Here is a 22,913-nt window from a genome sequence, read left to right as displayed (position 1 = left end):
CCTTCGCGGCTACAAGCCCTTCGCGGCGCGGAAAGCTTCGATATAAGCGGCCGATTTCCGTTCGATCAGCGTCAAGTCTCCGGTTTTCACCGCGTCCTTCGTCAAGTCCGATCCGATGCCGACCGCAACGGCGCCGGCTTTGATCCAATCCTTCAGATTGTCGAGCGACACGCCGCCCGTCGGCATAATGTTCGCTTGCGGCAGCGGACCTTTGATCGCGGATATAATATTCGGCTGGAACAGGTTGCCCGGGAACAGCTTCACGACATCGACGCCCAATTCGAGAGCGCTCTGAATTTCATGAATCGTCATCGTCCCCGGCATGACCGGAATCGCATAGCGGTTGCACAGCTTGATCGTGTCCGGGTTAAAAGCCGGCGCAACGACGAATTCGGCTCCGCTCATAATCGCCGCCCGCGCCGTCTCGGGATCGAGCACCGTCCCGACGCCGATCACCGCGTAGCTGTCCGAAGCCGGGTCCGCCGCGCTCGAATATTGCCGGGACAGCTCCTCGATCGCCCGCAGCGCAAACGGAACCGTCATCGTAATTTCAATCGCTTTGATGCCGCCCTTGATGGCGCGGCGGGCCATCTCCGCCACCTCTTCCGCCGAGTCGGCCCGCAGCACCGCCACGACTCCCGCGTCGACGATCTGCTGCACGATTCTATGCTTCTTCATCCGTCATTCCTCCCGAAATGTTCGTATTCGTTCGATAATGTATGATATTTGCCGTTTCCATTATAGACGTTTGCAGCGTTTTCAGCAATGACGAAAGCACTTACAACCGGTTGTCGTTCCAAAAGCGGGAACGGCCGCCCCCGTTTCCGGTTCGTCCCGGAACAAAACACAAAAAGGGCTCCCGCCGTCTCGAATCGAGACAACGGGAGCCCTTGTACAACTGCTTTCCTTTACACGTGCCCTTCCGACATTTGCGGCTTGTCGTCCGGCTTTTTGCTTTTGCCCGAGGAGAACCAGCCAACTACGGCGATCAGAACGAGCACAATGTAGAACGTCGCTTTCCACGCTCCGCTTTCGGCGAAGTCATGCGACAGAAGGTGAACCGACGGATGCGCCAGCGTATGGACGGCAAGCTTCACGCCGACCCAGCCGACGATGACGAACGCCGCAAGCTCAAGCGCAGGGCGGGAATGCAGCAGCTTCACGAAGAAGTTGGCCGCGAACCGCATAATGATGAGGCCGATCAAGCCGCCGAGGAATACGACGATGAAATGTCCGCCGTCCATTCCCCCAATCGAGGCGATGCCGCTTGGCGGAAGCGCAACGGCCAAGGCGACCGCAGCCAGGATCGAGTCGATCGCAAAAGCGATGTCGGCCAGCTCGACCTTCAGAACCGTCATCCAGAAGCCGGATTTTTTCTTGCCCGTAGCAGCAGCCTCTTCCTCCGCATCCTTGTTTTTCTTGCGGATAAACTTCACGATGTTGCTGACGGAAATATACAGCAAGTATAAAGCGCCAATCGCTTGCACCTGCCATATATCCACGAGGAACGAAATGATGAATAAGGAAGCGAAGCGGAATACGAATGCGCCGGCGAGGCCGTAAAACAGCGCCTTCTTGCGTTCTTTTTCATCGAGATGCTTGACCATGATTGCCAGCACGAGCGCATTGTCCGCCGCCAGAAGCCCTTCCAGGAGCACCAGGATGACAAGCACCCACCCATACTCCAAAAATAATGACCAATCCATACGGTTTCCTCCTTTATCTCATGGACAAACCTATACAAAAAGACCTTTACCATATCGCGCCGACGCCAACTAAAACGGACGTTGCGCGGGCTATGGTAAAGGTCTCGCTAACAATGGATCATTGCCAATAAAGCCGGGGAACGACGATTCCCGTAATGACGACTTTATTGTAGCAGCTACTCCCCTTTATGTTGTACCTTATATCATACATCGTTATGAATGGTTAGGTTTCAAATTTTTTTAGGAAAAAATCGGCTTGCATCATTGCTTATCCGGTCATATAGATCCGTTCCGGCCTGTCCTTTCGCATTTTCTTTGCCCGGCGCGGATTAAACGGATTTGACCGTTCCTCCGTCGACCAGCACGTTTTGTCCGGTTATATACGTATTGGCGAATGATCCGTAAAACATCGCGGCGGAAGCGAATTCGCGAGGCGTGCCGATCCGGCCCAATGGAATTTGCTGCGCCGCGGCCGCTTGCACTTGCTCCAGCGGAATGCCAAGCTCGTCCGCCCGCTTCCGGTCCAGTTGCTCGATGCGGTCCGTTCCGATCCGCCCCGGAGATACGGTGTTGACCAGAATGCGGTCCGGTCCAAGCTCGGTGGCCAAGCTTCGGGTCAGCGCATGTATGCCGGCGCGGAACACGTTCGACAGGATCAGTCCTTCGATCGGCTGCTTTACCGATGTGGAGGCGATATTGACGATGCGTCCTCCCGAACTAGCGGCGCGAAGATGCGGCAGCGCTTCCCGGATCAACCGGACGACGCTTAACAGATTCAGCTCGAAGCTGCGGTTCCAATCCTCGTCCCCAAACTGGCCGAAGCCGCCTTGCGGAGGTCCTCCCGCGTTCGTGACAAGCACGTCGATGCCGTCGTAATGGTCTGCCGCCGCGGCGATGGCCGCTTGAATATCGGCCGCACTGCCCACGTCCATCCGCGTGGCAAGAGGCCGGTGTCCGGTCGCGGCCGCAATATCGGCCTGCGCGACGCGCAGTTGTTCCTCATCGCGGCTGGCGATAGTCACAAGCGCCCCCTCGCGGGCGTATTCCAGCGCGATGGCTTTGCCTAGTCCTTTGCTTGATGCGGCTACGAAAACCGATTTGTTCTTCAATCCGAGATCCATCCAGACTCTCCTCTCCGGCTGCGAATAGTTACGGCATCCTTTGAAAAACCGCGCGTTTGCGTATTCTGTCGCGTAGACGGCCGTTTCATTCTTTATCATACATCGAACGCAAGGCAAAATGAAGCGCGTGGCGGCGGTGCGGAAACACGGGCGGGCTTATCATTTTGACACTTGACAAAAAATATTTTATATGATATAATAATAAATTTTCATATTTACAACACTCTTGTAAATCGTTAAGATGAATAAACGATATCCGGCCGGGTATTGCAGTTTTGTCGCAGGAGAGTGATGTTTCCATGCTGCTTGACAATGGATTGGCCGTGCTTTCGATCTCGGCCCCCGTCATGGGACGGGTGGAGACCGTCCATCCCGTGCTGCTCCGGGACGAGGGGACGGCCGTTCTGATCGATGCCGGGTACCCCGGACAATTAGACCAGCTTAAAAGCGAAATCGAAAGATGCGGAGTTCCGTTAGCCCGAATTCGCCACGTTCTGATTACCCATCAAGATATCGACCACATCGGCGGTTTGCCCGCATTGATTGCCGCCTGTCAAGACGCGGGTCCGATCGAGATTGCGGCCCATGCGCTGGAGAAGCCTTATATCGAAGGCGAACGGCGGCTGCTTCGCTTTACCGACGAAGCGATCGCCAGCGTCGACCGGATGCCTTCCAGCGTTCCGGAGTCGTTCAAGCAAGGGCTTAAAGCGATTATGCTAAACCCTCCTTCGGCTCCCGTCGCCCGAACCGTAGCCGGGGGAGACAAGCTGCCGTGGTGCGGCGGAATCGCCGTCGTAGATACGCCCGGCCATACGCCGGGGCATATTAGCCTCTATCATGAGCCATCCCGCACCCTGATTGCCGGCGATGCGCTAACCGTACGGGACGGGGAGCTGTGCGGCCCGGACCCGGAAACGACGCTGGACCGCAAGCTTGCGGCAGAGTCGCTGCGGCAGTTGTCCGCTTACCCGATTGACGCCGTCGTATGCTACCACGGCGGCTTGTATAAAGGCGACGCGAACCGGCGCATTGCCGAGCTGGCAAAATAAGCCCGGGAATTAACGGCAGTCCCTGCCGTTCCCTGTTATGCAACGCAAAAAGGTACAGCCTGCCGTTTGTCGCAGGCTGTACCTTTTGTTGCCTTTCTATGGTCCCACTCTTGTCTTGCTGCCAACCGGCATGCCGTCGCGATACGATTCGTCAGCGCAGCGGCAGCCGCTTGCTTGCGGCCATCCTTATCCCCCGTCCCGATGCCACAGCTTCCGGAACGTGTCGCTTGTTGCGAGCAGCTCCTCGGCCGTCCCTTCCGCTTCGATCGTTCCATCGTTCAACACGATGATATGATCGGCCCGGGCAAGCACCGCTTTGCGGTGGGTGACGACAAGGCAGGCGGCGTCCCTTTTCTCCTCGAACATCCGCTCCCATAGCCGCTGCTCCGTCTCGACGTCCAGCGCGCTCGACAGATCGTCGAAGACGTACAGCTCGCTGTCCCGCACCAGCATCCGGGCGGCGGCGGTGCGCTGCGCCTGGCCGCCGGACAGCTTGACGCCGCGCGGTCCGATCACCGTCTCAAGCCCTTCCGGCAGCTGCGCGATATCGTCCTCCAGAACCGCCGCGCGCAGCGAGCGGTCCAGCTGCTCCGGCTCCGCCTTTAAGCCAAGCAGGATGTTCTCCCGCAGCGTATCGCTGTACAGCCGCGGCACCTGCGCCGTATAGGCGCTGCGCGGCGGCACGAAAAACTCGCCCGGCTGTTCCACCTTCTCGCCGTTCCAGCGAACCGTCCCTTCTTCCGGCGGAAGCAGGCCCAGCAGCGTGCGGACAAGCGTCGTCTTGCCGGAGCCGATCGGTCCCGTCACAACCGTAAAGGAACCGCGCCGCAGCCGCAAACGGATGCCGCCGATGCCCCGGCCCGTCTCCGGGTAACGATAGCCGAGCCCGTCGGCCTCCAGAAGTTCCAGCCTGTTCTCGGGAAACTCGGTAGACGCAGCCGCTTGGGATTCGGCCCGTTCTTCCCTATCGCGAAGATGAAGGGAATGACGTTCCGTCAGCACCGCGGCCGGCGCTCCCTGCAAAATGCCCGTCAGCCGCGCGAGCGCTACGCCCATCTGCTTGAAATGGGTCAAGAACGTGCCGAAGTTGGTAATGAATTGCGTCACGAAGGTCAAATAATAGATAAACAGCGAGAAATCACCCAGCGTAAAGCTTCCGCTCCGCATTTTATAGCCCGCCGCCAGCAAAATAAGCCCCGTTCCCAAATTGACCGAATTGGCAAATACGGAATTGAGCGACTCCGTCATCAGTTTATCTTTCAGCATCGTTTGGCGGCGGGTATCGTTCAGCTTCCGGAACCGGGCGATGACCCGCTCCTCGGCGCCGGCCACCTGGATCGCCTGCGCGTTGCCGAACATTTCGCTGATCGCGCCGGTCACGTTCGCCGTCGCTTCGCGGCTGGCGGCCCGGTATTTGTGAAGGCGGCCGGTCGCCATCTGCGCCCCCGCCACCACCAGTACGAGAGGCACAAAGACGAGCAGCGTCATCTGCGCATCGATCCGCAGCAAAATAACGGACGATACGACCGCGAAGCAGACCATTCCGAACGCGTCGACCGACCAGCTGACCGCCTCCTCCGTATGATCCACGTCGTCGCGGAAATGGCTGATCGCTTCGCCCGGGCTGCACGGAATGGCGCGCGCGCCAGGCTCCTTCAAGATATGCTCCAGCAAATTGCGCCGCACGATCATGCCGACCCGGAAGCGGAAGTTGACGTCCGTAAAAAAGCCGAAAAGAATGCTGGCGCTCCGGGCGACGGCCGCGCCGAGCAGCAGCGCGACAAGCGCCCATGTGCCGAACGCCGCATCGGATTGCGGCGAAAGCGAATCGAAAAACGCCTTCGTAATCAGCCCCGGGAAAATCGGCATCAAATAGATGACCGTCCACGCCAAAGCGTTGATGAAATACCAGCCCGGCCGGTAACCGATCAATTTCCTTAAATAGGTGAACGGACTCATGCGAGCACCTCCTCCAGCCCGGCTTTCAGCATGCGGCTGAACCGGGATGCGGAGTCAGCCGCCAGCTTATGCCGCGGGCCGTTCTCCACGATCCGGCCGTGCTCCAAAATAATGATGCGATCGGTGCGCTGCACCGTCGCCAGCTTATGGGCGATCATAATGCAAGTCCGCTCCTTCAGCAGCTTGTCGATCGCTTTCTCCATGCGCTGCTCCGTAAGCGGATCGAGGCGCGAGGACGCCTCGTCCATAATGACGAGCCCCGGCTCGGTCAGAAACACGCGAGCGAACGCCAGCAGCTGCGCTTCCCCCGCCGACAGGCTTCCGCCTCCCGAGGAAAGCTGGGTATCGAGCCCTTCGGGCAGCGACAAGTACCACTGTTCCAGCCCAAGCTCGGCCAGCACCCGAACGATCCTCTCGTCGTCGATCGAATCGTCGTAGAAGGTCAGATTGTCGCGGACCGTCCCTTGCAAAATTTCGATGTTTTGCGTAACGAGCGCGACTTTGCGCCTCAGCTCCGCCAGCGTGCATTGCCGGATATCGACGCCCCCGAGCCGGATCTCGCCCTGCTGCGGGTCGTAGAACCGGAGCAGCAGCCGCGCGATCGTCGTCTTGCCGCTGCCCGTCCGGCCAAGCAAGCCGACGGCTTCGCCCGGCTGCAGCCGGATGTTCAGCGTATCCAGCGTCGGATTGCTGTCATACCCGAACGTAACGCCGTCCAGCTCGACCGAGAGGGGGCCGTCCGGCAGCTTGGCGCCAGGGCCGTCCTCGACCCGGGAACGGGTGGCGAATAGCTCCCGGATCCGAAGCAGGCTGGCGTCGGCTTTTTGCAAATCCTCGAACTGCGTCCGGATTTTTTCGATCGGCTTGGCCAGCAGCTCCGTGTAATAAAAAATCAAATAAACCGCGCCCAGCGTAAGCTCGCCTTGCTTCCACAAATAAGCGCTGATCGCAAAAGCCATCCCGTTGCCGAGCGCAAAGACGATGACCGTCGTAATCCACATCGAGGCAAAGCCGTAGAACGCCTTCCGGCGCAGCGGCAGCATCCGCCGCAGCAGCGAATAGAAGCGGCTCATGACGAAGCCGGTCGCCCCGTTGGCGCGGGTATCCTCCGTCCCTTCCAGATGCTCGCCGATAAACCCGTAAAATTCGGCGTTCACCTGCCGCCACTTGGCCCAAAGCGGCACGGAAAACTTCCTCAGCCATTGGATGACGAACAAGGCGAATACGACGAAGGCCAGCATGCCGAAGCCGATAAGCGCGTTTTCGCGGAATAGAAGCGCCAGAATGCCGATCATCAGAAACAGATTGCCGGCCAGATGAATAACAAAGCTGGAAAAAAAGTTCGCCAGCGCGTTTACGTCGCCGTCGACCCGCTCGATAATCGATCCGGACGTATTCGACTTATGAAAGCTCATATCCAGCTTTAAGCAATGCTCCGCCAAATCGCCGCGCAGCCGGTTCGTCGTCCGCCACGCCAAATTTTCGCTGACATAGGCGGCGGCCACCGACACCAGCTGCTGCACGACGGCGAAGCCGATAAACAGCGCCGCGGCGTAATAGACGGGCTCCATCGCTTTGTCGGACTGGGCCGTATCGATAAAAAACCGGATGATTTGCGGATTCAGCAGTTGAAGCCCGATCGACGCGAACAGCAAAAGCGCAAGCAGCAGCAGCGCCTTTTTTTGCGGCAGCAAATAACGGCTTAACATTTCGTAATAATTGCGCAAGCCGGATGGATTCGTTTTGTTCCCCATTATTGATCTACCCACCTCTCTCTAACAACACGTTATAAGACCCGGCAGCGAGAGTCAACGTAAATTTCCAGTTTAGGCAACTGTATCCGACCGTTCGCGTTCGGCATTCGCTTCCATGCCCTATCAGCCTATTCTATGTTACACTGATAGCATCATACGTTTGATAGGACGACATAAGGAGAGTATGCAGCGATGAAACTGGTCTCATGGAACGTCAACGGCCTGCGCGCTTGCGTGAACAAAGGCTTTTACGATTACTTCAACGAAACGGACGCCGATATCTTCTGCCTGCAGGAAACGAAGCTTCAAGCCGGGCAGATCGAGCTGGCGATAAGCGGCGAATACAAGCAGTACTGGAATTACGCCGTTAAGAAAGGGTATTCCGGCACGGCCGTATTTACGAAGCGCGAGCCTCTGTCGGTGCGGTACGGGCTGGAGGAGGACTTCGAGGAAGAAGGCCGGGTGCTGACGCTGGAGTTCGAGTCCTTTTATCTCGTGAATGTGTACACCCCGAATGCGAAGCGGGAATTGACCCGTCTGCCGTACCGCCTGGAATGGGAAGACCGGTTCCGCGCTTATTTGATGAAGCTGGACGCGGTGAAGCCCGTCATCATGTGCGGAGACCTGAACGTCGCCCATGCGGAAATCGATTTGAAAAACGCGAAATCGAACCACGGCAATTCCGGCTTTACGCCCGAGGAGCGCGGCAAAATGACGGAGCTGCTTGCGGCCGGCTTCATCGATTCGTTCCGTCATTTATATCCGGACCGTACCGACGCGTATACGTGGTGGTCGTTCATGCCGAAGGTGCGCGAGCGGAATATCGGCTGGCGGATCGATTATTTTATTATGTCGGAGCGGCTTGCTCCGTTTCTCGTCGACGCGATGATCGATTCCGGCGTCATGGGCAGCGACCATTGCCCCGTGCTCGTGGAGCTGAAGGAGATCGAGCTGTAAACGGGCGCCGTCCGGCGTGAAAATCGATACCTGCACGCAAAAAAACCGTCCTCTTATGGACGGTTTTCCCGTTTATAGCCCGCTGGAGGCTTGTTCGACCAGCTTGGTCAGCATCTCGCCGTCGATGTGCGCGCCGCTCTTGAACTTGATCGTCTTCCGCTCCGGCGGGCCTTCAAACATGCCTTCCGGCAGCTCCAGCCCGGCCGCGTTGAAGATCGTGAAGCTGACCGCGTCCTTGGAAGTCGATATGACTGCCGCATACTTTTTGTTTTTCAGAAAATGCGGTTTGCCGTATTGGATGCGCTCCTGTACGCCGGGAATGGCGCGGTGGACGACCTCGCGCAGCTCATTGCAAAACCCGGCTTGCCACGGCTCCTTTACTTTCTCGATAAACTCGATAACCTCTTGGTTCATTGGTATTTCTCCTCTCAAGTTAACTTTGTCTTAGTCGGCTGCGCATTCCGAAGCGCGCTTCATAAGCAGCTCGCGCTCCTTCTCGTTGCGCGCCAGCGATGCGGCGCGTTTGAATTCCTCGCACGCTTCGCGCTCGCGGCCTAATTTCAGAAGGAAGTCCCCCCGCACGCTGGGCAATAGATGATAATTTTTCAAGGACGGTTCTTCCGTCAACGCTTCGACGGCTTCGAGGCCCACCTCCGGGCCGAACGCCATCGATAGCGCAACGGCGCGGTTCAGCTCGACGACAGGCGACGGCGCGACTTGGGAAAGCGCGTCGTAGAGCGCCGAGATCCGTATCCAGTCCGTCTCCGACGCCGTACGGGCGCGGGCATGGCAGGCGGCGATCGAAGCCTGGAGCAAATAAGGGCCAAATGCTTGGCCGAGCCGTTCGGCCTTCTCGATTGCCGCAAGCCCCCGGCGAATAAGCAGGTGATCCCATAACGCCCGGTTCTGATCCATGAGCAGAATCGGTTCTCCGCTTGGGCTGACGCGCGCCTTAAATCTCGACGACTGAATTTCCATCAGCGCGACGAGTCCGTGGACTTCCGGCTCGCCCGGGGCGATCTCCGCCAATATCCGTCCGAGCCGAAGCGCCTCGCTGCAGAGCATGGGACGAATCCAGCTGCTGCCTGAGGACGCCGCATAACCTTCGTTGAACATCAGATAGATTACTTCCAGCACCGACGACAACCGCTCCGCCAGCTCGGCCTTCGGGGGCACCTCGAAGGGAACGCGCGCAGCGGCTAGCGTGCGCTTGGCCCGAACGATCCGCTGGGCGACGGTCGCCTCCGGAACGAGAAACGCCTTGGCGATTTCCTCGGTCGTCAAGCCGCCAAGCAGCCGAAGCGTGAGCGCCACCCGCGCCTCCTGGGAAAGAACGGGATGGCATGTCGTAAAAATAAGACGAAGCAGATCGTCGCCGACGGGATCGTCGAGCGCCGCGTCCCAATCCGGCTCCTCCCGGCGGTCGATTTCCCGCCCCAGCTCCTCGTATTTGCTCTCGCGAACCTTGTTTCTGCGAAAGTGATCGATGGCCCTTCGCTTTGCGGCGGCCATCAGCCACGCTCCCGGATTGTCGGGTATGCCCGTCTCCGGCCACTTCTCGAGCGCGATGAGAAGCGCGTCTTGAGCCAGATCCTCGGCAAGCCCGACATCGCGTACCATTCGCGCCAGACCGGCGATAATTCTCGGCGATTCGATTCTCCATATTCCATCGACGGTACGGTGGACGGCGGAGCCGGTCATGGCCTGCCCTTCCTCGTAACCCGTGCCCGCATCTCAATTTCTTTCGCCAACGCTTCCGGATCCTGGGTCAGTTCCGGCGCTTCGAACACTTGACGAAGCTCGATCTGTCCTTCTCCGAAGCCATGCGGATCGGGCATCCGCATCGCCCATTCGATCGCCTCTTCCCTCGACTTCACCTCGATCAGCGTAAAGCCGGCGATCAGCTCCTTCGCTTCCGTGAAAGGTCCGTCTACGACCTTAGGCTTTCCGCCCGGTTCGGGATAAGAGATGCGGATCGCGCCCGATGTCGGGTGCAGCCCTTCCGCCGCAACCAGCACCCCCGCCCTCGCCAGCTCCTCGTTATATTTCGCCATGGCGTTGAATAGCTCCGGACTCGGCAAAACGCCGGCTTCGGAATCTTGCGTCGCTTTAACGATCATCATAAATCTCATTCACAATTCCTCCTGTTTAATTGGCCTCTATATTCGCAACGAACGGAAGACGCCAAAATCGACACGCAGTCAAAAAAGTTTTCTATTCTTTTTTCGTGGGGGTACCAATCGTTTCCTTTATTTGCGAGCAAGGGTCAAATTTGAACCGGTTTCGGACCCGTCCGTTTTTTTCATGCCGCAGTAAATTTTCTATTGATAATGATTGTCATTGTCATATATAATGCTTTTAGGCTTTTTCAAGACAGGAAATCGTTTCTACTTATACTTATACCGGGAGGTTATTGGTTTGATAAAGAGAAAATCCATGTTTGTCCTCACGTCCGTAATCCTGCTGTTGTCCGTCGTATTGACGGCTTGCGGCGGTTCGAGTAACGGCAATAACACAGGCGGAAGCCCGTCTTCGGGAGCATCCGCTTCCCCTTCGGCATCGCCTTCCGCATCGCCGGAAGCGGCGGAATCGGGAACAAGGCCTTTCGAAACGGACAAAGGCACCGTCCAAATTCCGGCGAAGCCGCAGCGTATCGTAACGGACTATTACGGCGGCGAGCTGCTGTCCGTCGGAGGCAGCGTGGTCGGGGTAGAGCCAACGACGTTCGACAACCCTTTCCTGAAAGATTTGCTGAAGGATGCCAAAGAGGTCGGCGCTCCGATCGATCCGGAGAAGGTGCTTGAGCTTCAGCCGGACCTCATCGTCGTCATGTACGACGAAAGCTACGAAGCGTTGTCCAAGATCGCTCCCACGATCCACATTCCTTACGGCACCGCTACGAACGTCGAAGAGACCGTGAAGCTGTTCGCCGATATCGTAGGCGCTCCGGAGAAAGCCGACGAATTCATGGCAAGCTTCAACAAGAAGGCGGAAGAAGGACGAGAGAAGCTGAAAGGCGTCATCGACCCGAACGCTACGTTCGGCTTGTACGAGCTGACGGACAAAGGCGAAATCTGGACGTTCGGCGACAACGGCGGCCGCGGCGGCCAAGCGATCTACAACGCGCTGCAATTCAAGAAGCCGGCAAGCATCGAGAAGCTGAACAACGAAATTACGCAAATTTCGCTTGAGACGCTGAACGATTACGCCGCCGACTACATGTTCTTGACCGTATACGATCCGGAGAAAAAAGGCGAACAAAGCAATAAGCTGCAATCGTCCGAGGTGTGGAAAAATCTTGAGCCGGTCAAAAACAATCAGGTGTTCATCAACGACTTCGACACGTTCTACCGCTACGACCCGATTGCCGTCATGGGCCAAATCGATCTGATCGTCGACATGCTGCTTGAGCGCGCCGAAGAAAATAAAAAATAAACCGGACCTAAACGAAACGGCATCGTCTTTTCCAGACGATGCCGTTTGGCTTTTCATTTATTGCGACTTATTCCGAAACATGCCCCTTATGCCCGGACAACTGGCTTTTGCCGTCATCTTTTTCCGACTGTCCCACCTGCAGCACATCCAGCAAAAACATAAAGATCGGGATGCCGATAATGAGGCCCCAGATGCCCATGTAATGCTGCGCGAAAATCAAAATAAAAAACGTATAAAACATCGGCAGCTTTGTTTTGTGCGAATAAAGCCGCGGATTCAGGAAATACGTCTCCAGCGCGTGAATGACCAGAATCATGACGACGACCCAGAACACCATCGGAAAGCCTCCGATCTGGTAGCCGATGATGCCGATCGGGATGAACGAAATAACGACGCCCGCCACCGGAATAAGGCTGAGCAGAAACACCATAATCGTCAGCGCGAACAAATACGGAAAGCCCAATATCCATAAGCCCAATATGGTAAGGATCGTATTAAAAACCGCGATCATCAGCTGCACTTCGATCACTTTGCCGAACGAAGACAGAAATTTGCCGCCGAAATAGCGGAATTCCCGGTAAATCCAGCCGATTTTGCTGTCATCGAATTTTTCCGTAAACAAAATGATCTTTCGGCTCTCCAGCAAGAAGAAAAAGCTGAGCAAAATGACAAGGATGATAATTTCCAGCCAGTTCCCCAGCTTCATGACATAGTCGACGGCGTCGCCCAAATATTTCTGGTAATCGACCTTCTCGAACGCGTCCGCGGCAATCTTCGCAATCTCTCCGTTCTGCGGCGAACTCAAAAAAGTTTTAATATTGTTGGCGATGTCGATCAGCTGATTGACCAGCTTGGGCACGTAATTGATAAGGCCGTAAACAAGCGACGATACGAGCACCACGTACAGGATGCAGTTAACGACGATAGGCGAGATCGGGAACAAACGGTTGATCTGCTTCGTCAAGAAGCTTTGCAGCCTTCCCATCACAAACGTAACCAGAAACAGGAGCAACAGCAAATTAAGCATATGGCGCAAGCTGTAAAGCAACAGGACGACAAGCGCGATAAACAATATTCTACGAATAACGGGCTGGGCAAAAAAGCTTCTAAGCGATTCCAATGAAATTTCCCTCATTATAATTGAATTGTCCCGCCCTCGGCGGCCGAGGCCGCCTTTAGGCCGTGGAGTCTCTTCTATCATCGCCCAGTTTGCTTCAACTTACAAGCTTTATCCCGAAATTGTCCCGCTCGTTAATCGAACAAATCGCCGAACAAGTCGATGACGGATTTTTTCTTCTTGTAAGGATAGCCAGGATGGCCGTGGCTGCCGCTATAATGCTTGTCGCGTCCGTAACCTCCACCGGAAGGATAACCGTGCTGCCCGTGGCCGGAATGCCCCCCGCTTGAAGGCGGATAATTCGGGTAGCCCCCGGGCCGGTTGGACGGGGTGGACTGGAAATATCCGGTTTCCTGTCTCTTGTAATGCCATTCGTTATATTCGTCGCGAACCTCGCGAACGTTGTTCATCAGCTTGTCGAGCTCCCCCCTGTCGAGCCAAACCCCTTTGCAGCTAGGACAGATATCGATCAAAATACCGTTTTTCTCCACCTCGCGCATGCGCGAATCGATACATACCGGACATTGCATCTTGGCACTCTCCTTTACTCTTTTGTTTTTGTTACGAAGACTCGCCTTCCGGCGTTTCAGAAAAAGAGAGTCCAAGGCTTGCATCGCCTCCGTTCCGCGCTTCTACATTCCCCGCTCCTTTTTCTCCTGCCGCGGCCAGACCGTATAGCTGAAGCTAATCATAAAATCGATGGCAAGCACGATCGACCACAATCGGATCATTTGCAGCAGCGCTTTCGTACGCTCGCCGTCGCCGATCAGAACGGTCATGCCGTATAACAGCCCGCACCCGATGGCCCAGGCTAAGGCGTGGCGAAGCCATCCCGCCCGCTCCCGGCGCGCGTGCTCACGCCCGTGCTTCGCAATCTGCGGCGGCGCGGGGCCGTTCGCGAAGCGGTAGCGGAACTGCTTATCCGCCCAGCCGATCATCGAATGTCCGAAGGCAATCGAAACGCCGACATACACCGCCGCCAAGCCGTGGCCGATACCGGCTTCGGCTCCGCCTCGCAAATCGATTACGGTTGCGGTTATAAGAAGCAGATCAATAATGATCGTGCTGAACAGAAGAACCGCTCCGATTCGTTTCCAACCTAACCAATAGCGGCATACCAGCCCCGCCGCGATAAACAGCCAAAAGGCGATTTCGCATGTGACGATAAGCGCGATTATGATAACCATCTCCCTGCATCAAATTGGAGCATCCGAAACAACCGTTCCCGGAATCAGCATTATTATAGCACAAGTGTATTATAATACAAATGTGTTATAATAAAACTATGCCAAAAATCGTAGACCATTCAAAACGCAAAGAACAAATCGCAGAAGCCGTCTGGCGCGTTGTCCGCCTGAACGGCGTAGACGGCGCTTCCGTCCGCAGGGTGGCGGATGAACTGGGCATGTCGCTTGGATCGCTCCGCCATTATTTCGATTCGCAGCAGGAGCTGCTCGCTTATGCCATGCGCCTGCTGTCCGAAAAGGTGCGGCAGCGGATTGCCGCTCTCCCTTTCAATGGCGATCCGCGGCATGATATCGAGCTTGTCGTTCTGGAATTTCTTCCGCTGGACAAACAGCGGCTGCTGGAAGCCGAAGTATGGCTGGCCTATGCCGGCAAAGCCGTCTCCGATCCCGCAATCCGGGAAATAAGCCGCCAAGTTCACGGCGAATTGTACGAAGCTTTCCGCGGGATGGTGGAACGGCTGCAGGCGTCGGGGAAGCTGTTGCCGGGGCTGAACGCCAATCTGGAAACAAGGAGGTTTCACGCTTTTATAGACGGTCTTGCGGTCCAACTTACGACGTTCCCGGAATCTTTTACGGCAGAGGAGATCAAAGAGCTCGTCGCGTACCATCTCGACAAGCTGGCGGCAGCAACCTAAGGATGGCTCGCTTGCCGTGAGCACATGATATCGGATCCGCTAACCGCAGTTCATGTTGATAGGGTATAAGCTTGTGCCGATATGAGCACCGTAAACACGAGGCTAACCGCCGGATTACGCCATACTTGCAGGAGGACGTACCATGAACAGACAGCGCGCCATCGAAATTTCGCAATCGCCGGATATGAAAGATGTAACTTTCGAAAATACCCGTATCTATATCCAGCATGTGAACGAAGACGAAACGGCCCGGATTTATCCGCTCGACAACCCGGAGCAGGAAATGACGGTTCCGTTAACGAGCCTGGTCGAAGAAACCCCGGAATCGGACAACATCGACCTCGCCGCTCTCAATTGCCGGGTCGATCCGTACCGGGGCGAATAGTTTAACACGCGCCGGGATGACGCCAAATGCATGAAGGCATAACAAAACCCGGGGAAAGCGCAAGCTTACCGCCCGGGTTTTGTTCTTAGTCGTCGTAACGATCGTCATCGTCGTCATCGTCATCATCATCGTCGTCATGTTCGTCGTCGAAATCGTCGTCATCACGATCGTAATCTACGGAACGGACCTTGCCGTCCTTGGCGCTCACTTCGACTTCGGCGTAACCGCTGTCCGTTCGGATCGTGACCTCATACTGCAGCACACCGTCGTCGCTGTCCGTCTCCTCCCTAACAACCGTTCCCGCAACCTGCTTCAAAGCGATCGCACGCGCTTGTTCCTTCGTCACCGAAGCGGCTGCCGCCGTCGTTACGGCCGTGTCGCTGGTATTGCTTTGCAACGGCGCGGCATCGTCATCGCGGTCGTCGTCATCTTCCACCACGGACAACACTTTGCCCGTGGTCGCGTCGATGTACACATCGACTTCGCCGGCAGCGTTCGGCTTGCGGATCTCTGCCTCGTAGTACGCTTTGCCGTACTTGCGCTCAAAATCGATGCCGTCAAGCTCGCCCTCCACTTCGTTAAGCGCAATTTGTTTCGCCTTGTCCCGGCTGATGTACGATCCGTCGAAGCCGGCCGCCATGGCGCTTCCCGCCCCGCTTAATGCCATGACCGCCGCGATACTGCCGATCCATGCTTTTTTGTTCATGCTTAAAGTTCCTCCTCTAATGTTTATGACCCTGCTCTCATGCTTGCAAACAACACTTTACTCTTCTTGTCTGAGAACAAAATTACAGAAACATTAGAATTTGATGATAAAGCGTTTCGTCAAAGCTTAACGCGGCGGCCTTTCCGCCGGTCATCGCGGCCGTTCTATTCGTCGTCGTCAGCTGCGTCTTCATCGTCGACCTCGTCATCTTCATCGTCGTCCCATGTGACGGACATCAGCTCTCCCGACACGGCATGCAGCTGAACGGTCGCCTCCCGTCCGTCCGCCGTATCGATCTCCACCAAATAAAAGCTTTTGCCGTCTTTCTCCTCGAGATCGATCTCCTCCACCTTGCCTTGTACCTGTTTCAAAGCGAGAGCGGCGGCTTCTTCCTTCGTAATCAGCACGGACGGAGCCGGAGAAGCCGAAACGGCCGGGCCGGGGCTTGCAACCGGCGTCTCGTGTAGCCCTTCTCCATCGGAAGGCCCGCCGGCGCCGGGCGTAGCGCTAGGAGCAGCCGGAACGTCCTCTCCGTTACCGCCATCCAACCGACGGATGCCGTTAATGCCCGAGCCGTCCTTGCGGACGGTCAACTCATAGAGCCCTTTGTCGGTTCGCAGCCGCACGATATAACCGTCGCCGAAGGACTCCGCTTGCTCGACGGTTCCTCCGTAAAGACGTGTAACTTCCCGTACCGCGTCTTCCTTCGTCGTCTCCGGCGCGGCCGCCGCTTGCGCGTACAGCCGAATGCCCGCTGCTGCCGCGACGACAATTATAAGCAGAGCCGCGGCGATAATGATTGTTTTCGGGGCGAACCGCATTCTCATAGCTGCCTCCTCCTCTTATCCCCATCGTAAAGCGGCTTCATTAAAATTTGCTGAGAAGCCGGGCCGGAAGTTTAATCGCAGCCGTCGTGCCTTTACCGGGCTCGCTCTCCAGCGTAACCTCCGCCCCAAGCGTCTCCGCAATTTCCTTCGCGAGCGACAAGCCGAGCCCCGTCCCTCCTTCCTCCTCCTGCCCCTTGGTTCTTGCCTGATCGATGCGGTAGAACCGTTCGAATACGCGGGACAGCTCCTCCGGGGCAATCCCGATTCCTTCATCGATTACCCGGATCATACAGGCTCCGGATTCCTCGTCCACCCGGACGACAATAACGCCTTCGCTATACTTGCGGGCATTATCGAGCAAAATAAAGAGCAGCTGCTTAAGCAGCCCTTTATCCGTTCGAACGGCAAAGCCTTCCTTGGCTTCAAGCTCGATATCGCGCTTATAAGCAGTCCGAAACGCGTTCACCGACTGTTCGACGAACGGCGCGACGTTAACCTCCGACCAGTCCAACCGCCATTCCCGCTTCGGCTTCGCAAGCCATAACAGCTGTTCGGTCATCGTTCTCATGCGGACGGCTTCCGAGCGGATCGCTTCCACGGATTCGCCGAACAGATCGGGGCGGCTGAGACCTTTGCGCTTCAATAAGCTGGCATAACTCTCGATGATCGTCAGCGGCGTCTTCAGCTCGTGCGAAGCGTTGGAAACGAACTGCTCCTGCTTTGCGAAGCTGTTCTCCAGCAAACCGATCATTTCATTAAACGTTTCGCCCATTTCGGTCAGCTCATCTTTCGAGCGCATATCTTGTTTCAGCCGGACGAACCGCCCGCTGCGGGCAACCTCCCGCATCGTGCGCGTCATCGCCGTAATCGGACGCATAATCAAGCGTCCCAATACGCCCCCGGACACAAGAACGGCAGCTACGACGACCAAGGTGGCGGCGGCCATCACATATCGCAGCAGCCGAAGAAGCCTCGTCAGCTCTTCGATGCTTTGCGTCGCCTGCACGCTTACAACGTCGCCGTCGGCCGCAATGACCGGAATCGACGCGAAGCCGTAGCTTTTCCCTTCCAGCCGGACAACATCCTGCTTCTTCTGTCTGTTATATTCCGGCGTCAGCTCGGCCAGTGCTCCTGCGTCCGGGGATACGACAAGCAGCCGGTTATCCGCCTTATTTTCCTTCACGACGCGGATCATCCCGTCCAACGGAACGTATGCCCGCAGCAGCTCCGCCATTTCCGCCTCGGTCGCCGCTTTTTCGATCGCCCTTGCCGCCCGCTCCGTCTGCGCCGTTATCTGCTGCAGCTCGCGGTCGACCGACATCCGGCTGAACAGCAAGTAGATCGACACGTTCGCCGCGACAATTAGCGCGATAAACAAAACCGACGAGTAGAGATGAATTTTCGTCTGAAGCTTCATGGCTCGTCCTTCAGCGCATACCCGATGCCCCGAACCGTGTGAATAAGCTCGCTTTCAAAGCCTTCGTCCACCTTTTTGCGGACATAGCGGATATAAACGTCCACGACATTCGTATCTCCGGCATAATCGTAGCCCCATACTTCGGATAAAATTTGATCCCGGCTGAGCACCAGACGCTTGTTTCTCATCAGGTAAGCCAGCAGATCGAATTCCCGCTGCGTCAGTTGAATCGGCCGGCGATCGCGCTCGACCTCGCGCGTAAGAGGGTTGAGCTTCAAGCCGCCGGCCGTCAGCCATCCGCCGCCGGCATTGTCCGGGACTCGCGAAGACAGGCGGAACGCCGTGCGAATCCTGGCCAGCACCTCTTCGATTTCGAACGGCTTTGTAATATAATCGTTCGCACCCAGATCCAACCCCGATACTTTGTCTTCGACCGAGCTTTTGGCCGTCAGCAGAAGGACCGGAGTCTGCATGTCCGAAGCGCGTATGCGTCGCAGCAGCTCAATGCCGCTCATGCCGGGAAGCATCACGTCGAGAAGGATGAGATCGACGCCGCCGTCGCGGTACGCCGCCCAGCCGTCGTTGCCGTTGTGCGCGATCCGAACGCGGTACCCCTCGCTATCCAATTCGATTTCAAGCAGCCGGGCAATTTTCCGTTCGTCCTCTACGACTAATATCGTTTCATTCATTCCGTCTCTCTCCTTGATCTGCATCATCGTGCAATAAGCTTCGCCGCCCGCCATCCGGATGCTTGAGATGACAGAAAGCGGCAAAACCCGTTTGCTGGACTTATAGAAAACAAAAATATTATTCCGGCCGTTCCAGATCCGTCGGATTTAATATTGTTATGAAACCTAAATCTGCACTGCCGTCGCTGTGGGAGGAACCGTTCACGGAACGTTCGGGAAATACGGGGGCGCCTTGGCGATTAACGGGCATCCAGCCGACCACGGCTGCTGCAGGCCCGCTGATTTCCCAGGAAAACAAAGACGGCTGCCGCTCCGAAGTTAACCACTGCTCTTCCTCTATAATCGCTGCCCAATCTTCGGGGAAAGGAACCGCACCGTAGCTTCGTTCTTGCAACGAAGCATTCCAAGACAATTGAATGCGGGGCATATAGCGGCTTGTCATCTCGCCGTCGCGGCGGCTTTGGCTGCCGTAACGGTCCCGGATCAGATAAAACTGTACCTCGCTTACCCCGTCGGCGGGATCTACATTCCATACGATATATTGCGAGGAAGGGTCGTTGCCGTCCAGCTTCCATACGAAAGGCTCGCCTCGGGTATGCACACTTTGAATATCCCACCCGAAACCTTTCCATGTCCAAAAGCCCATGCCGTAATAGCCGTTTGCCGTTTTAAAAGGAATAAAGACATGCCGTTTGTTCAGCGAAATAATGTCCAGCGTTTCTCCAATATCGGCCTCCGGAAAATACTCGTTCATCCTTTTCGCCGCCTCTTCCTTACTCAAGGGGAAGCTTTTCGGCACGGAAGCCGCTAGCAGCGTGACAACTCCAATAAGAATGGCAACTGCGGTTAGAGAGACATATAGACGTACTCTCGATCGGCTCATGCTGCACCACCCCTCTCAACCAGCATGCTTTCGGACCGGAAGTAATAATCTTTGTCCGGCGAATGAATGAGCAGCCCTTTGCCGTCGGCTTCTATATAAATAAGCGCGCGAAGCCCGCTGCCCCAACTCGATTTCGCTCCAATTAGCATATAGGGAAAACGCTCTTGTTTATATTGAGGGCTGTTTTCCATTATAGCCTCCCGGTGCCAGGTCAAGCCGTCAACCGCTTCGGGACGAAGTTCGGGAAGCTCGCGTTGCAGCCGTTCCTTATCAAGCGATGCCGGCTCCCCGGACGGATGGATGGCGATGAGACGCACTTGGCTTAATTCGGCCAAATAAGTAGAAGCTTTCTCTTTGGCATAAAGGCCGTTATGTACGGCGGCTGAAAGCAATGTAACGGCAAGAAACACATAATTGGCTGCAAACCCGATCCAGCCTATACGGATATAAAACGAGCGCCGGTTTCGCTTCCGCAATGCAACAGCCAACAATATTACGCCAATAGGCAGCAGCGCGAGTTTGACGGGAACTCCGAACCATGCCGTCTGTATCGAAAACGAAAACATCCCGGCAAGCAAGGCAAGCAGCGCCTTCCATAACGCCGGTTTATCGGTTGGCGACGGCTTGCGAAATTGAAGCAGCAAAAGGACAAGCACGATCATCCATCCGACCGCGGAGCCCGCAAACGCTACGATGTTGCCCGGGAAATCGAGCTGAAAAGTCATGCTCCACCGCCTTTCTTATTTGATGGATTCGATAAAGAGGATTGCAGATCTAATGTAACATATATAAATTTGGAAAAACTAGGTTGACACCTATGTTTAACTACAATGTGGTGCATTTTTGCTCCTCACAGGGCGCTCCAGCGCCGTCCCCGCTCACATGGGGTGCATTTTTGCACCCCACAGGGCGCTCCAGCGCCGTCCCCGCTCACATGGGCTGCATTTTTGCACCTCACAGGGCGCTCCAGCGCCGTCCCCGCTCCCATGGGGTGCATTTTTGCTCCTCACAGGGCGCTCCAGCGTCGTCCCCGCTCCCATGGGGTGCATTTTTGCACCCCACAGGGTGCTCAAGCGCTGTCCCCGCTCTCATGGAGTGCATTTTTGCACCTCCTGGAAAACTCCGACATGCTCTCGCTTAGATGATCCATAAATCCTCAAGGGACCGTACGAGCTCGTAACTCATAATCCTTCCGCTGATCCCTGCAGCTTTAGGACGAAACTTGCCTTTATTACTAAGCGTCTGCAGTAGTTTCACCGCTGTACGCCGGTTAATCCCGAACGAACAAACCAGATCTACCGGCCGTAACGGCTTATTCCGTCGCAAACCTAACAGCAGTACCTCCCGTTCCATGAGATCGTAGCGCGGTTTGCCCGTAAAAGGCAGATACGGAGCAAGCAAAGGTTTCAACAGCGATAAAATCAAATTAGGACGCTCAGCCAAGTCATCATATGGAATCGATATCACTTGAAAGCCTAAAAGCTGCAAATAAGTTTCCCGATTCAACTCGCGACTGTAGCGGGTGCGGTCCGTATTTTGCACATGTGGACCATACCCTTTGATTTCAAAAGCAAATGCCCGTTGCCCTTGAAACCAAGCCAGATCTATATAGAACGGCCTTCCTCTCCAATCCGTTACTTCATATTCAGGATGCAGCCCTGAAAACGAACTAAACATCGGCCACCATACTCGCTCCAAAAACAACCTTTCCCCATGACCGTGGCCGCGCTCTAATCTGCTTCGGCGTTCCCCCGATCTCTTTCGCAGATGCTCCGCAAGCCAAGCTTCATGCACCTCTTGAAATCCCATGATTCTATAACTCCCCTCTAATAGAAATAAAAAAAGTCCGAAGCACTTGCCTGCCGGCAAGGTTACTTCGGACGTTCTTCGTCGCTTATCGTTAAAAATATAATACTACAATGTTTATAGCAAAGAAATCCTTACGGTCGAAAACCAATTGTTTGCATCGTATCATACTCTACTTTCACCGTTAAGACGCCCTTGGTGGGGTAAACAACAGCAAGCCTTCGCGGAACGATGCCCGCGAAGGCTTGCTGCGTCCGGCTACGAATCATGTACCGATCCATAGCCGCATACGGATTATTGACGCCGTTAGTTAACCCTTAACCTTAACCCTTAACCGAACCCGCAGCGATCCCTTCGACGATGCGGTCGCTCAGGAACAGGAAGGCGATGAGAATCGGCAGAATGCTGATCATCAGTGTGGCGCCGATCGCACCCCAATCGGTCGTATATTGGCCGATGAAGTTTTGCACGCCGACCGTCAGCGTCTTGTAAGCGTCGGAGCTGATGAACGTATTGACGAAAATAAACTCGTTCCAATTGTAAATCATGTTAATGATCCCGGTCGTGGCGATCACGGAGCCCGTCATCGGGAGAATGATCCGGAAGAACATCCGGTTCACGCTGCAGCCGTCGATGACCGCCGCCTCTTCCACTTCCTTCGGCAGCGCGTAATAAAAGCCGAGCAATATCATGATCGTAATCGGCATATTGAACGCGACGTAGGACAAAATGAGCGACAGCGGATGGTCGATCAGATGCGCTTTGTTAAACATGTTAAACAGCGGAATAAGCGTCGAATGGACCGGAATCATCATCGCCACCATAAAGAGGCCAAGCACAAACGAGCTGCCTTTCCACTTCATCCGGGTAATGGCATAGGTGACGAGGCTGCCCAATACGACCGTGAGAACGGTTGCCGCAATCGTAATCCATACGCTGTTAAAGAAATAAACGTCGATGTTGCCGGCGCTCCAAACTTTCGCGTAGTTTTCCCACTTCGGATTCGTCGGCAGCGCAAGCGGCGGAAGGTTAAACACTTCCTGATTGTTTTTGAGCGAGAAAAACAGCAGCCATACGAGCGGAAAAATTTGAAACACGGCTACGGCGATCAGCACGATATAAAGCGCCGCGTAACCTATCCTGATCGCGGCCTTCGAGCCGGATTTCGCGGCCGTACCGCCCAGCTGTCCTGCAGTTCCGGACATCATGAAGCGTCCCTC

23 protein-coding genes and 1 pseudogene are annotated in these 22,913 nt (G+C 55.8%); 5 read left to right on the top strand and 19 right to left on the bottom strand.

Features of this window, described 5'->3' with window-relative positions:
- Positions 1–9 precede the first annotated feature (9 nt).
- The 3 genes from ACFSW5_RS18075 to ACFSW5_RS18065 form a co-directional block, all read right to left on the bottom strand.
- A complete protein-coding gene (locus ACFSW5_RS18075) occupies positions 10–678 on the bottom strand; it encodes a bifunctional 2-keto-4-hydroxyglutarate aldolase/2-keto-3-deoxy-6-phosphogluconate aldolase (protein WP_379276024.1) in 669 nt (222 codons plus the stop codon).
- A 230-nt stretch (positions 679–908) separates the two neighbouring features.
- Positions 909–1,706 carry a TerC family protein gene (locus tag ACFSW5_RS18070; protein ID WP_379276021.1) on the bottom strand — a complete coding sequence of 266 codons (798 nt, stop codon included), beginning with the start codon at positions 1,704–1,706 and terminating at the stop codon, positions 909–911.
- A 329-nt stretch (positions 1,707–2,035) separates the two neighbouring features.
- Positions 2,036–2,827 (bottom strand): SDR family oxidoreductase, encoded by a 792-nt coding sequence (locus ACFSW5_RS18065; protein WP_379276019.1) that lies wholly within the window; start codon positions 2,825–2,827, stop codon positions 2,036–2,038.
- A 299-nt stretch (positions 2,828–3,126) separates the two neighbouring features.
- Here ACFSW5_RS18065 and ACFSW5_RS18060 point away from each other — a divergent pair, with 299 nt between their 5' ends.
- Positions 3,127–3,876, top strand: coding sequence for an MBL fold metallo-hydrolase (locus tag ACFSW5_RS18060; protein ID WP_379276017.1), 750 nt, complete (start codon positions 3,127–3,129; stop codon positions 3,874–3,876).
- A gap of 186 nt (positions 3,877–4,062) precedes the next feature.
- On the opposite strand, the gene ACFSW5_RS18055 is transcribed toward ACFSW5_RS18060, so the two are convergent.
- Positions 4,063–5,835, bottom strand: a complete 1,773-nt coding sequence (locus ACFSW5_RS18055; RefSeq protein WP_379276015.1) for an ABC transporter ATP-binding protein — start codon at positions 5,833–5,835, stop codon at positions 4,063–4,065.
- A complete protein-coding gene (locus ACFSW5_RS18050; RefSeq protein ID WP_379276011.1) occupies positions 5,832–7,589 on the bottom strand; it encodes an ABC transporter ATP-binding protein in 1,758 nt (585 codons plus the stop codon). The genes ACFSW5_RS18055 and ACFSW5_RS18050 overlap by 4 nt, the downstream gene beginning before the upstream one ends.
- Before the next feature lie 192 nt (positions 7,590–7,781).
- Here ACFSW5_RS18050 and ACFSW5_RS18045 point away from each other — a divergent pair, with 192 nt between their 5' ends.
- Positions 7,782–8,546, top strand: a complete 765-nt coding sequence (locus ACFSW5_RS18045; RefSeq protein WP_379276006.1) for an exodeoxyribonuclease III — start codon at positions 7,782–7,784, stop codon at positions 8,544–8,546.
- A gap of 72 nt (positions 8,547–8,618) precedes the next feature.
- Here ACFSW5_RS18045 and ACFSW5_RS18040 read toward each other — a convergent pair whose 3' ends face one another.
- The 3 genes from ACFSW5_RS18040 to ACFSW5_RS18030 are packed head-to-tail and all read right to left on the bottom strand — an operon-like array spanning position 8,619 to position 10,678.
- A complete protein-coding gene (locus tag ACFSW5_RS18040; RefSeq protein ID WP_379276003.1) occupies positions 8,619–8,960 on the bottom strand; it encodes a DUF1801 domain-containing protein in 342 nt (113 codons plus the stop codon).
- Between the two features lie 30 nt (positions 8,961–8,990).
- A complete protein-coding gene (locus tag ACFSW5_RS18035) occupies positions 8,991–10,247 on the bottom strand; it encodes an RNA polymerase sigma factor (protein ID WP_379276001.1) in 1,257 nt (418 codons plus the stop codon).
- A complete protein-coding gene (locus ACFSW5_RS18030) occupies positions 10,244–10,678 on the bottom strand; it encodes a YciI family protein (protein ID WP_379275999.1) in 435 nt (144 codons plus the stop codon). The genes ACFSW5_RS18035 and ACFSW5_RS18030 overlap by 4 nt, the downstream gene beginning before the upstream one ends.
- Positions 10,679–10,964: 286 nt before the next feature.
- Between ACFSW5_RS18030 and ACFSW5_RS18025 the strand changes: the two genes are divergently transcribed.
- Positions 10,965–11,981 (top strand): ABC transporter substrate-binding protein, encoded by a 1,017-nt coding sequence (locus ACFSW5_RS18025; RefSeq protein ID WP_379275997.1) that lies wholly within the window; start codon positions 10,965–10,967, stop codon positions 11,979–11,981.
- A gap of 67 nt (positions 11,982–12,048) precedes the next feature.
- Here ACFSW5_RS18025 and ACFSW5_RS18020 read toward each other — a convergent pair whose 3' ends face one another.
- The 3 genes from ACFSW5_RS18020 to ACFSW5_RS18010 all read right to left on the bottom strand — a co-directional run bounded on the left by ACFSW5_RS18020 (position 12,049) and on the right by ACFSW5_RS18010 (position 14,279).
- Positions 12,049–13,101, bottom strand: coding sequence for an AI-2E family transporter (locus ACFSW5_RS18020; RefSeq protein WP_379275994.1), 1,053 nt, complete (start codon positions 13,099–13,101; stop codon positions 12,049–12,051).
- A gap of 131 nt (positions 13,102–13,232) precedes the next feature.
- Entirely contained in the window at positions 13,233–13,628 is a 396-nt protein-coding gene (locus tag ACFSW5_RS18015; protein WP_379275992.1) for a TFIIB-type zinc ribbon-containing protein, read from the bottom strand.
- 102 nt (positions 13,629–13,730) lie between these two features.
- The gene (locus tag ACFSW5_RS18010; RefSeq protein ID WP_379276190.1) at positions 13,731–14,279 is read right to left on the bottom strand and encodes a hypothetical protein; all 549 of its coding nucleotides are present in this window, start codon (positions 14,277–14,279) and stop codon (positions 13,731–13,733) included.
- A gap of 104 nt (positions 14,280–14,383) precedes the next feature.
- Here ACFSW5_RS18010 and ACFSW5_RS18005 point away from each other — a divergent pair, with 104 nt between their 5' ends.
- The gene (locus tag ACFSW5_RS18005; RefSeq protein ID WP_379275990.1) at positions 14,384–14,980 is read left to right on the top strand and encodes a TetR/AcrR family transcriptional regulator; all 597 of its coding nucleotides are present in this window, start codon (positions 14,384–14,386) and stop codon (positions 14,978–14,980) included.
- 142 nt (positions 14,981–15,122) lie between these two features.
- Positions 15,123–15,296, top strand: a pseudogene (locus ACFSW5_RS18000) (H-type small acid-soluble spore protein); the annotation flags it as partial.
- Between the two features lie 154 nt (positions 15,297–15,450).
- On the opposite strand, the gene ACFSW5_RS17995 reads toward ACFSW5_RS18000, so the two are convergent.
- From ACFSW5_RS17995 to ACFSW5_RS17960, 8 genes are all read right to left on the bottom strand, one after another.
- Positions 15,451–16,071, bottom strand: a complete 621-nt coding sequence (locus ACFSW5_RS17995; protein WP_379275988.1) for a PepSY domain-containing protein — start codon at positions 16,069–16,071, stop codon at positions 15,451–15,453.
- A 164-nt stretch (positions 16,072–16,235) separates the two neighbouring features.
- Positions 16,236–16,898, bottom strand: coding sequence for a PepSY domain-containing protein (locus ACFSW5_RS17990; RefSeq protein WP_379275986.1), 663 nt, complete (start codon positions 16,896–16,898; stop codon positions 16,236–16,238).
- A gap of 40 nt (positions 16,899–16,938) precedes the next feature.
- Positions 16,939–18,315 (bottom strand): HAMP domain-containing sensor histidine kinase, encoded by a 1,377-nt coding sequence (locus ACFSW5_RS17985; protein WP_379275984.1) that lies wholly within the window; start codon positions 18,313–18,315, stop codon positions 16,939–16,941.
- Positions 18,312–19,004, bottom strand: coding sequence for a response regulator transcription factor (locus ACFSW5_RS17980; RefSeq protein WP_379275982.1), 693 nt, complete (start codon positions 19,002–19,004; stop codon positions 18,312–18,314). Before ACFSW5_RS17980 ends, ACFSW5_RS17985 begins: the two co-directional genes overlap by 4 nt.
- Before the next feature lie 118 nt (positions 19,005–19,122).
- Positions 19,123–19,758 carry a hypothetical protein gene (locus tag ACFSW5_RS17975; protein ID WP_379275980.1) on the bottom strand — a complete coding sequence of 212 codons (636 nt, stop codon included), beginning with the start codon at positions 19,756–19,758 and terminating at the stop codon, positions 19,123–19,125.
- Between the two features lie 125 nt (positions 19,759–19,883).
- A complete protein-coding gene (locus tag ACFSW5_RS17970; protein ID WP_379275978.1) occupies positions 19,884–20,612 on the bottom strand; it encodes a hypothetical protein in 729 nt (242 codons plus the stop codon).
- Between the two features lie 412 nt (positions 20,613–21,024).
- Positions 21,025–21,696 carry a hypothetical protein gene (locus ACFSW5_RS17965; protein ID WP_379275976.1) on the bottom strand — a complete coding sequence of 224 codons (672 nt, stop codon included), beginning with the start codon at positions 21,694–21,696 and terminating at the stop codon, positions 21,025–21,027.
- 320 nt (positions 21,697–22,016) lie between these two features.
- Positions 22,017–22,901: a carbohydrate ABC transporter permease gene (locus ACFSW5_RS17960; protein WP_379275973.1), complete on the bottom strand. Its 885-nt coding sequence runs from the start codon at positions 22,899–22,901 to the stop codon at positions 22,017–22,019.
- Positions 22,902–22,913 lie beyond the last annotated feature (12 nt).

The organism is Paenibacillus thailandensis, assembly GCF_042685365.1.
Taxonomy (GTDB): Bacteria; Bacillota; Bacilli; order Paenibacillales; family Paenibacillaceae; genus Paenibacillus_AP; species Paenibacillus_AP thailandensis.
This window is presented reverse-complemented; position numbering and strand designations above follow the sequence as displayed.

Bases quoted from the DNA above. Each gene is read 5' to 3' on its own strand.
- ACFSW5_RS17980 (WP_379275982.1), bottom strand. From the start codon at position 19,004: ATGAATGAAACGATATTAGTCGTAGAGGACGAACGGAAAATTGCCCGG.
- ACFSW5_RS18060 (WP_379276017.1), top strand. From the start codon at position 3,127: ATGCTGCTTGACAATGGATTGGCCGTGCTTTCGATCTCGGCCCCCGTC.
- ACFSW5_RS17995 (WP_379275988.1), bottom strand. From the start codon at position 16,071: ATGAACAAAAAAGCATGGATCGGCAGTATCGCGGCGGTCATGGCATTA.
- ACFSW5_RS18040 (WP_379276003.1), bottom strand. From the start codon at position 8,960: ATGAACCAAGAGGTTATCGAGTTTATCGAGAAAGTAAAGGAGCCGTGG.
- ACFSW5_RS17990 (WP_379275986.1), bottom strand. From the start codon at position 16,898: ATGAGAATGCGGTTCGCCCCGAAAACAATCATTATCGCCGCGGCTCTG.
- ACFSW5_RS18035 (WP_379276001.1), bottom strand. From the start codon at position 10,247: ATGACCGGCTCCGCCGTCCACCGTACCGTCGATGGAATATGGAGAATC.
- ACFSW5_RS18075 (WP_379276024.1), bottom strand. From the start codon at position 678: ATGAAGAAGCATAGAATCGTGCAGCAGATCGTCGACGCGGGAGTCGTG.
- ACFSW5_RS18045 (WP_379276006.1), top strand. From the start codon at position 7,782: ATGAAACTGGTCTCATGGAACGTCAACGGCCTGCGCGCTTGCGTGAAC.
- ACFSW5_RS18030 (WP_379275999.1), bottom strand. From the start codon at position 10,678: ATGAGATTTATGATGATCGTTAAAGCGACGCAAGATTCCGAAGCCGGC.
- ACFSW5_RS17975 (WP_379275980.1), bottom strand. From the start codon at position 19,758: ATGAACGAGTATTTTCCGGAGGCCGATATTGGAGAAACGCTGGACATT.
- ACFSW5_RS17985 (WP_379275984.1), bottom strand. From the start codon at position 18,315: ATGAAGCTTCAGACGAAAATTCATCTCTACTCGTCGGTTTTGTTTATC.
- ACFSW5_RS18015 (WP_379275992.1), bottom strand. From the start codon at position 13,628: ATGCAATGTCCGGTATGTATCGATTCGCGCATGCGCGAGGTGGAGAAA.
- ACFSW5_RS18055 (WP_379276015.1), bottom strand. From the start codon at position 5,835: ATGAGTCCGTTCACCTATTTAAGGAAATTGATCGGTTACCGGCCGGGC.
- ACFSW5_RS17970 (WP_379275978.1), bottom strand. From the start codon at position 20,612: ATGACTTTTCAGCTCGATTTCCCGGGCAACATCGTAGCGTTTGCGGGC.
- ACFSW5_RS17960 (WP_379275973.1), bottom strand. From the start codon at position 22,901: ATGATGTCCGGAACTGCAGGACAGCTGGGCGGTACGGCCGCGAAATCC.
- ACFSW5_RS18005 (WP_379275990.1), top strand. From the start codon at position 14,384: ATGCCAAAAATCGTAGACCATTCAAAACGCAAAGAACAAATCGCAGAA.
- ACFSW5_RS17965 (WP_379275976.1), bottom strand. From the start codon at position 21,696: ATGGGATTTCAAGAGGTGCATGAAGCTTGGCTTGCGGAGCATCTGCGA.
- ACFSW5_RS18050 (WP_379276011.1), bottom strand. From the start codon at position 7,589: ATGGGGAACAAAACGAATCCATCCGGCTTGCGCAATTATTACGAAATG.
- ACFSW5_RS18070 (WP_379276021.1), bottom strand. From the start codon at position 1,706: ATGGATTGGTCATTATTTTTGGAGTATGGGTGGGTGCTTGTCATCCTG.
- ACFSW5_RS18065 (WP_379276019.1), bottom strand. From the start codon at position 2,827: ATGGATCTCGGATTGAAGAACAAATCGGTTTTCGTAGCCGCATCAAGC.